Here is an 8,118-nt window from a genome sequence, read left to right as displayed (position 1 = left end):
CCGGGTCCGGACGCGGCTGCCCGGCGTCGTCCGACCGGGATGCCCTCCCCGACCTCCGGCCCGGCCCGGGCATCAAGATCGGGTACAAGACGCCGAAGGGGGCGGCCGCTGATGCGGCCGCCCCGTGGCGGTGCTACTGGTACTGCTGGTCGCTGCTGGACGCAGCGGGGTGCTACTTGACCGAGACGGTGGCGCCGGCGCCCTCGAGGGCAGCCTTGGCCTTGTCCGCGGCCTCCTTGTTGACCTTCTCCAGGACCGGCTTCGGCGCGCCGTCGACAAGGTCCTTGGCCTCCTTGAGGCCGAGGTTCGTGAGCGTGCGCACCTCCTTGATGACCTGGATCTTCTTGTCGCCGGCCGACTCGAGGATGACGTCGAACTCGTCCTTCTCCTCGGCGGCCTCGGCGCCACCGCCACCGCCACCGCCGGCCGGGGCGGCCGCGGCGACGGCGACCGGCGCGGCGGCCGTGACGTCGAAGGTCTCCTCGAACTGCTTCACGAACTCGCTGAGCTCCAGGAGGGTCATCTCCTTGAAGGCATCGAGCAGCTCGTCGGTGCTGAGCTTCGCCATGATGGCGTCCTTTCTCGTACTGAACAGCCGGGTGAGCCGGCAGATCCGGTTGGGTTACTCCGCCGGCTCGGCGGGAGTCTCTTCGGTGCCCGCAGCGATCTCGATGGCCTCGGCCACCGGGACCTCGGCCTCCGCCGCGGTCTCACTGGGGGTGTCGGTCGCGCTGTCGGCCGGAGCGTCGGCCGAGCCGGCGGCGCCGGCGGGCTTCTTCTCCTCCAGGGCCGCCAGCAGGCGGGCCATCTGGGACAGCGGGGCCTGGAACAGGCCGGCCGCGCGGGTCGGCAATGCCTTGAGCACGCCGGCCGCCTTGGCGAGCAGCACCTCGCGCGACTCGAGGTCGGCGATCTTGGTGACCTCGTCGGCGGTGAGCGCCTTGCCCTCGAGCACGCCGCCCTTGATGATCAGCGGCGGGTTCGCGCGCGCGAAGTCGCGCAGCCCCTTGGCCGCCTCGACCGGGTCGCCCGCGATGAAGGCGATGGCCGTCGGGCCGGTGAGCAGCGACTCGTCCAGCGGGATGCCGGCCTCGGCCGCCGCCCGCTTGGTGAGCGTGTTCTTGACGATCGCGTAGTCGGTGTCGCGTCCGAGCGCCCGCCGCAGCGTGGTGAGCTGCTTGACGGACAGGCCGCGGTACTCGGTGATGACCGCCGCCGTCGAGTTGGCGAACTGGGCGGAGATGGCGGCGACCGCCGCTTCCTTCTCCTCGTTCGGCGTCTGCCGGGAATGGACGTGGGTCGTCATGTGCTACCTCCTCTCGTTGCGTTCAGGGCCGGTCGATCGGGCCCGGAGACGAGAGACGCCCCGGCGCAGGGCGCACGGGGCGGCGGCAAGCCGTACCGTCCAGCCTGCGCGGGCCGCCCCGGCGCTCCGGAGCTTTCGGTCGCATGTGCGCATGCGACGACCAGCGGTCTTCGGTGGATCGGTGACGACAGTACGCGACGGACGTCACGACAGCCAAACCGATGATCCACTCCGGACGCGACGACGCACTCAGACCGGCTGCGCCGACTGCGCCGACTGCGCCGACTGGGCCCACCACGCCGCGCCGAAGCAGACGAAGGGCGCGGGCTGGTCGGGGTCGTTCGCGGCGAGCGCGCCGGCGAGTGCGGTGGCCGAGTCGTCGCCCGCGGCCAGCCGGCGGTGGTACGCCGTCATGGTCGTCGCCGCGAGGCCGTCGGCGACCCGCGCGACACCGGCGATCACCGACCGTGTGCCCAGCCGCAGCAGCACGCTGGTCAGGCCCAGCGCCTCGTCCCCCGGACGCACGGTGGCCAGGCCGAGCTCGCAGGCCGAGAGCACCACGTGCTCGGGGGCCCGCCCGAGGTGGTCGAACTCGTGCGCGAACACCGGACCGTCGGCCATGCGCAGGCACGAGAACAGCGGGTTCTCGGTCTGGTGGGTGCCATGCGCGGCGATGTGGACGAGGTCGGCGGTGGCCATCGCCTTGGTGAGCGACTCCCCCGTCGCCTCGGTGCCGACCGTCACCGCGGCGTGCGGCCAGTGGGCGTGCACCCCGGCCACCTCGGCGACGCCGCTGCCGACGTCGGGGCCGGCGAAGGCGGCGATCTCGCGGGTGCCGCTCGGCGCCGCGGACTGCGCGGTCAGCCACCCGGTCGCGGACGAGCTGACGACCGTGGCGCGGCCGCGGCGGGACGGCAGGTCCGACCAGGGCAGCTGGCCGAGCACACCGGTGGCGCTGATGACCAGCCGGCCGTCGATCCCGAGCGCCCCCAGCAGGGTTCGGTCCAGCGCGGTCAGCGACCGGGTGTAGGACGCGTGCACGGCGACGCGCAGCGGTGCCGGCAGCCGGGGCTGGGCCAGCACGTCGAGGTCGGCCCGCACGCGGCGCACCGCCTCGAGCACGGGCGGCATCGGGCCGAGGTCGACCAGCGCGGTGGCACCGCCGCCGACCACCACCGCGTGCAGATGCCGACGCGACTGGACGAGGGAGACGAGCGTGGATCCGTCGAGCGCGGCGGCGACCTCGTCGACGTGGCAGGGCGGCCTGGTCGCGCCGCTGCCGGTGAGCGTCCAGCGGCGTTCGCTGACGATCCGTTCGAGCTCGACGCGCCGCTCGTCGAGGCGGGCGAGCGCCTGCGGGTCGAACACCGCACGCGCCGACTCGACGACCTGCCGCAGCTCCGAGAGCCGCTCGCCGAGCTCGGCGTCGTCGGGCGGCGTCACGGCGGCCGACCGCGCAGTCACCGCGCGACTGCGCTCGGCGGCGTCGAACACCTCGTGCGGACGACCGTCGCGCAGCGCGATCTCGAGGTCGAGCGCCGCGAGGCGGCGACCGTGCACGGCGGCCGCCGTCGCGAGGTCGATGCTGCCGAAGGTGCTCTGGTAGGCGGCCAGCTCGCCGAGCGCCCGGCCGATCCGGGCGCGCGCGGCGCTGCGCCGGCCGGACGCGTCGTCGACCCGTGCTTGGACGAGGTGGTGGTGCAGGCGGGCGGTGACCGGGTCACGGCGCGACGGCGTGCCGAGGTCGGCGAGCACCCTCGCGGCCGCCCCGGCCGAGCCCGCCGCCAGTTCCGCCTCCGCCGCCAGCAGCCCGGCGGTGCGCGCGGCCCCGGCGAGGCCGGCACCGTGCAGCTCGTCGCGCAGCCGCAGGGCCGGGCCGACGAGCCGCCGGCCGGGTCGTCCCGCCGCGAGGTCGCCCTGCAGCAGCACCAGCTCGGCCGCCCGTCGCGACTGGTCGTTGCCGCGGCGGCGGAACCGGTCGCGTGCCCGCGCTGCCAGGCGGCGGGCCGCCGCGACGTCGCCCTGCACGAGGGCGCACCGGGCACGTTCGAGTTCGGTCTCGCCGACATCCTGGGCCAGCCGCTCGGACCGGAACAGCTCGTGCGCCGCGAGCAGCGTCGCGTCGGCCTCCTGCAGCAGCCCGGCGTCCAGCAGCACGCGTGAGCGGTCGAGCAGCAGCACGCCGCGGGACACGTCGACGGGCAGGCGGTCGGCCTCGTCCATCAGCCGCAGCGCGCTCGGCAGGTCGCCGCGCAGGTAGTCGAGGTAGCCGAGATTGTGCAGCGCCTTCATCTCGGACGCGGCCAGCCGGCGCTCGCGCGCGAAGTCGACCGCCCGCTGCAGCAGCGGGCGGGCACCCGCGAGGTCACCGCGCATCATGCGCAGGGTGCCGAGGTTCAGCAGGACCGAGTACCGGTCGTTGTCGTTCGCCTCGTCGAGCAGCCCCAGTGCCTGCTCGAACTCGAGCGCCGCGAGGTGCCACCGGCCGGCCCGGCTGGCGATCAGCCCGGTCTGGTTGTGGGCCCGCACGAGCAGCGCCGGCGACCGCGCGGCCTCGGCGAGCCGGCGCGCCTCGCGCATCGCGTCCAGGCCGCGCTCGACCCCGCTCAGCTCGGCCTCGTTGAGGGCCACGCTGATGGCGACCGCTGCAGCGATCCCCGCCGACGCCGCGAGCTCCTGCGCGTCGAGCGTGTCGAGCGCCCTCCGGGCGCGGGTGAGCAGCCGGAGGGCGGCCCCGTGGCGCCCGGCGTTCTGCTCGGTCAGCGCCCGGTGGTGCAACTGCTCCGCGAGGTCGGCGGGATGCGGGGGCACGACCCGACCGCTCAGACCTCGAGCGACGGCGTGACCACGGCCGAGAGCCCCGTCTCCGCCGGGGGCCGCAGCACCAGCTGCACCATCCCCCGGGCGACGCCGTCGAGCACGAAGCGGCCGTCCTCGTCCGCGACCGTGTGCAGCGTCTGGCCCGACCCCCGCAGCTCGACCGCGACACCGGCGCCCGGTGCGATCCACCCGTCGATGCGCACCGTCTCGGCCGACTCGGGGCTGATCGTCACCATGGTGGTGAGGTGCGTGCTCGTGAACGTCACGTTCTGTACCTCGGTGGCGTCGCCCGAGCGGACACCGGCCAGCTCGTCGGTGTGCTGCAGTTGGGCGATCTCGGCGTGCAGGGCGTCGAGGGTGATCGCGAAGGTGATGCGGTCGACCAGACCGGCGGGCACCGGGTCGAGCGCGTCGTAGAGCGCGGCCATGCGGGCGAGCACCTCGGCGTCGACGGCGTCGAGCGGTGCGGCGGCGAGCTCGTCGAGCGACGGCTGGCTGGACGGTGGCGTCATGATGTCTCCCAGGCCTCGTCCGAGGCGAGTTGCTGGCGGAGCTTTGCGAGGCAGCGGCCGCGGGTCGGGCCGATGCTGCCCATCGGCATGCCGAGGGCCTGGGCGAGCGCGGCGTAGTCGGGCCGGTCGGCGAAGGCGATCACGCGCAGGAGTGCCTGGCACCGTTCGGGCAGACGGGCGATGTGCTGCCAGAGCCGGCTCGCGTCGTCGGACGTGAGCACCAGCTCCTCGGGCCGCTCGTGCGCGGGCGTCGCGACGTCGTCGCTCTCGAACTCGGTCGGCTGCACACGGTCGGCGCGCTTGACCACGCGCCATGCCTCGCGGCGGGTCGTGACGATGAGCCACTGCAGCACGGCCTGCGGGTCGGCGATGCTGCCGGCGTTGCGCACGAGGGTGAGCCAGGTGTGCTGGACGACGTCCTCGGCCGCCTGGTGGTCGAGCCGCTGCGCGCGGGCGGTGTGCCACAGGATCGGCGTCACGAGCGTGACGAGGTCCGACATGCGCGACTCGTCGCCGGCGCGGAACGCCGTGAACAACGCTGCCGCCCGGCCGGAGAGCGTCTCCGGCACCGGTTCGGTCGAGATCATGGACGCGTCACCCCCAGCTCCCGCGTGATCGCAGCCCAGCACCGGGCGACGGCACTCGCGGCGTCGGCCGGGTCGAGGTCGCCGCACTGCCCGTCGACGAGGTGCCGCGCGAGCTCACCGGCCAGGATCGGTGCCGAGAACGAGGTGCCGCTCCAGACGCCGAACCCGCTGTGGAAGCTGTCGGGGTCCATCGACTCGCGCCAACCCTCGTCGGTGGCGACGCGCGACGACGGCTGGCCCGACCCGTCGAAGGTGATCGGGAACGTGCTGACCAGTGCAGCCCCCGGACGGTGGCAGAGCACCCACGGCCCGGCGTTGCTGAACAGCGCGACGGTGCGGTTCGGGTTCTGCGCGCCGACGCTGACGACCGGCACGGCGTCGTGCTCGAAGTCCGGCACGATGCCGTCGGCGTGCGGCGCGAACGCGGCCGGGAAGGACGGCCGCGACGTCGAGTCGTTGCCCGCCGCCACGACCACCGCGACCCCGCACCGGGCGAGCGCCGCGATGGGGCGCAGCAGCACCGGGTCGAACGTCGCGTCGTCCGGCTGCTCGTGGTAGTAGCCGAGCGACAGCGAGATGACGTCGATCAGCTTCGACGCGTCGCCGTGGTGCTGGGCGTGCCGCTGCCGCACGAGCAGCAGCCGCAGCGTCTCGAGCACCTCGCTCTCGACGACCGCGCCGTCACCGGACATGACCCGGATCGACAGGATGTCGGCGTCCGGGCAGGTCTGCCGGATGAGCCCCGCGATGAACGTGCCGTGGCCGGCGTCGGAGTCGAGCACGCCCTCCCACGGGTCGGTCGTGACGCCGGTGACCTCGGGGTTCGAGGTGGGGTCCTGGTCGCCGAGCGGGTGCCCGTCGACCTCGACGTGCCGCGTGACGATGTCGTCGCGCAGCCACGGGTGCGAGCCGACGCCGGTGTCGAGGATGGCGACGACCGGGCGGCGCCCCGGCAGCTCGTCGTCACGGCGGCGGTGCGGGGCCGGGCCGACCCAGTTGACCGGCGTGCGGCCGCCGTGCCCGGGTGCCGCGTACTCCGACGAGGCGCCGGACGCCTCCCCGAACGGCGACCCGTTCCAGTACGGCGACCCGTTCCAGTACGGCGAGCCGTTCCAGTAGGGCGAGCCGTTCCAGTACGGCGCGGCGAGCATCAGGTGGTCGAGCGCGACCAGTCGCTGCGCCGGGTCGTCCTTCGGCAGCAAGGAGCGGAAGGTCTGCAGCACCTGCCAGGCGTCCGGTGGCGTCGAGGGCGCGTCGGTGGCCGGCTCGAGCCGCACGCTACGGGCGGCGAACATCGCCTCGTCGTCGTCCAGCCGCAGCCGCCGGGCGACCGCCCGCGACGGGGACTCGCGGTGCTTGTCGTCGACGACGATGCGCACGCCCACGCTCTCGGCAGCCCGCTCGAGCAGCGCCAGGGCCTCGGCGTCGAGGCCGCCGGACAGCATGAGCCGGTCGGCGATGTAGACCGTCGAGTGGATCGGGGTCTGGCCCGGCACCTGCAACGCGGTCGACGGGTCGAGCACCCGGGCGTTGTAGCGGTGCAGCAGGTCGTCGGGCACCTGCAGCACTCGCTTCCGACGTGGGAGCGGGCTGCGCGGGGGCTGGGACGCGCCGGACGGCGAGTCGGTGGTGGCCATCGTGACCTTTCCTGCTGAGGCGGCGAGTCGCCGGATGAGCCTAGGGCGGTCTGCGGGTGCGGGGGAAGCAGCGCACCCGGGACACAGGAGCTACGGACGGTCGCCGAAATACGTCCGCCGCGGGATGTATCAGGCCGCGTCCGGACGTCTCCTGCCCACCGACGTCGCCGGAGGTGAGCGGGATGGACAAGTCGTCCAAGGGGTTCGTGCTGGTCGGGGGTCCGCACGAGCAGCTCGGTTCCGGACGCGGGTCGGGGGACACCGCGTCGACGCAGGTGGCCCAGGGACCGGTCGTCGCCGCGGGGGACGCGGCCGCGCCGGTGGATTCGCACGGAGGCCGTGCGACCGGTCCCTGGGCCACCCTCTCCGTCGGTGCGCCTTCGAACCACCCGACGCCGTGGCCGGCGTGGGCGGCCGGCCAGGTGCACCACGCCGTCGCGCTGCTCGCCGAGGCCGGGCACGACGCGCACGGACGCCGGCACACCGCCGCCGTGCTCTACGACGAGTGGTTCGCGCCGATCATCACCGACGACCTGCCGCTGGTGCGTCCGCTCACCGGTGTCTACCGGCTCGCCCACGCGGGCGCGGCCAGCCGCCGCACCGCACCGGACGGCGTCACCGTGCGCCGGCACGACGCCATCGCGAGCGACGGCTGGTGGCGCACCTGGGGCGAGCGGTGGTGCCCGCCGCGGCACCGGCGCGACTGGCTCCGCCTGCTGCTGAGCCCGCACCCGCACGCGGCGCCCGCGGTCGTGCACGAGGTCACGGCCACGCTGCTCGACGCCGAGCACCCGTGGGTGCTCGGTGCCGCCACCGATGCCCGGCGGCTGCGCCGCAGCGGCAGTATCGTGCTCGACCTGCCCCACGCCGGCGCGCTGCCCGCCGACCTGCTCGTGCGGCTCGAACCGCTGCTGCTGCCGGTGACCCCGCCGCTCAGCCGACCGCTCGCCCTCGGCGTCGGATTGGCCGAGACACCGGACAACGGGATGACCTTCGGCGAGCACCGCTGCCACCTGCTGGCGCTCGCCCTGCGCGAGCCCGGACCGGTGCTGCACGAACTCGCCCGCCTCTTCGTGCAACAAGGACTCGATCCCGCGCGTCCTTGGCGGAGGGAGCGTGCGTCGACCGGCGCCGTCGGGAGGGACGGCGCCGGGTGACCGACCCGGGGGGAACTGGGGCCGGGGGGACCCACTGGGACCACGCGGCCCCGCGCCCCCCAGGGGGGGCGGGGGCCCGGGGGGGGGGGGGGGCAGCCC

General features: G+C 74.6%; 7 protein-coding genes. 1 reads left to right on the top strand and 6 read right to left on the bottom strand.

All coding sequences use genetic code 11. From position 1 onward, the window contains the following. Positions 1–172 precede the first annotated feature (172 nt). From rplL to ACTHMS_RS00985, 6 genes are all read right to left on the bottom strand, one after another. The gene (gene rplL, locus ACTHMS_RS01010; protein WP_440304816.1) at positions 173–568 is read right to left on the bottom strand and encodes a 50S ribosomal protein L7/L12; all 396 of its coding nucleotides are present in this window, start codon (positions 566–568) and stop codon (positions 173–175) included. Positions 569–622: 54 nt separating this feature from the next. After that, complete coding sequence (gene rplJ / locus ACTHMS_RS01005; protein ID WP_440304815.1) at positions 623–1,306, bottom strand: 50S ribosomal protein L10; 684 nt, start codon at positions 1,304–1,306, stop codon at positions 623–625. 249 nt (positions 1,307–1,555) lie between these two features. Beyond that, positions 1,556–4,117 carry a CHAT domain-containing protein gene (locus ACTHMS_RS01000; RefSeq protein ID WP_440304814.1) on the bottom strand — a complete coding sequence of 854 codons (2,562 nt, stop codon included), beginning with the start codon at positions 4,115–4,117 and terminating at the stop codon, positions 1,556–1,558. An 11-nt stretch (positions 4,118–4,128) separates the two neighbouring features. Further along, positions 4,129–4,638: a carboxypeptidase regulatory-like domain-containing protein gene (locus tag ACTHMS_RS00995; protein WP_440304813.1), complete on the bottom strand. Its 510-nt coding sequence runs from the start codon at positions 4,636–4,638 to the stop codon at positions 4,129–4,131. Continuing rightward, the gene (locus ACTHMS_RS00990) at positions 4,635–5,225 is read right to left on the bottom strand and encodes an RNA polymerase sigma factor (RefSeq protein WP_440304812.1); all 591 of its coding nucleotides are present in this window, start codon (positions 5,223–5,225) and stop codon (positions 4,635–4,637) included. The genes ACTHMS_RS00995 and ACTHMS_RS00990 overlap by 4 nt, the downstream gene beginning before the upstream one ends. After that, positions 5,222–6,862 carry a S8 family peptidase gene (locus ACTHMS_RS00985; RefSeq protein WP_440304811.1) on the bottom strand — a complete coding sequence of 547 codons (1,641 nt, stop codon included), beginning with the start codon at positions 6,860–6,862 and terminating at the stop codon, positions 5,222–5,224. The genes ACTHMS_RS00990 and ACTHMS_RS00985 overlap by 4 nt, the downstream gene beginning before the upstream one ends. A 182-nt stretch (positions 6,863–7,044) precedes the next feature. On the opposite strand from ACTHMS_RS00985, the gene ACTHMS_RS00980 reads away from it, so the two are divergent. Beyond that, complete coding sequence (locus tag ACTHMS_RS00980) at positions 7,045–8,019, top strand: T3SS effector HopA1 family protein (RefSeq protein WP_440304810.1); 975 nt, start codon at positions 7,045–7,047, stop codon at positions 8,017–8,019. Positions 8,020–8,118: the final 99 nt, after the last annotated feature.

Source organism: Jatrophihabitans sp., from assembly GCF_051960575.1.
Taxonomy (GTDB): Bacteria; Actinomycetota; Actinomycetes; order Mycobacteriales; family Jatrophihabitantaceae; genus JBQCEE01.
The sequence above is the reverse complement of the archived record's forward strand: the minus strand, read 5'-3'. Positions and strand labels throughout refer to the sequence as shown.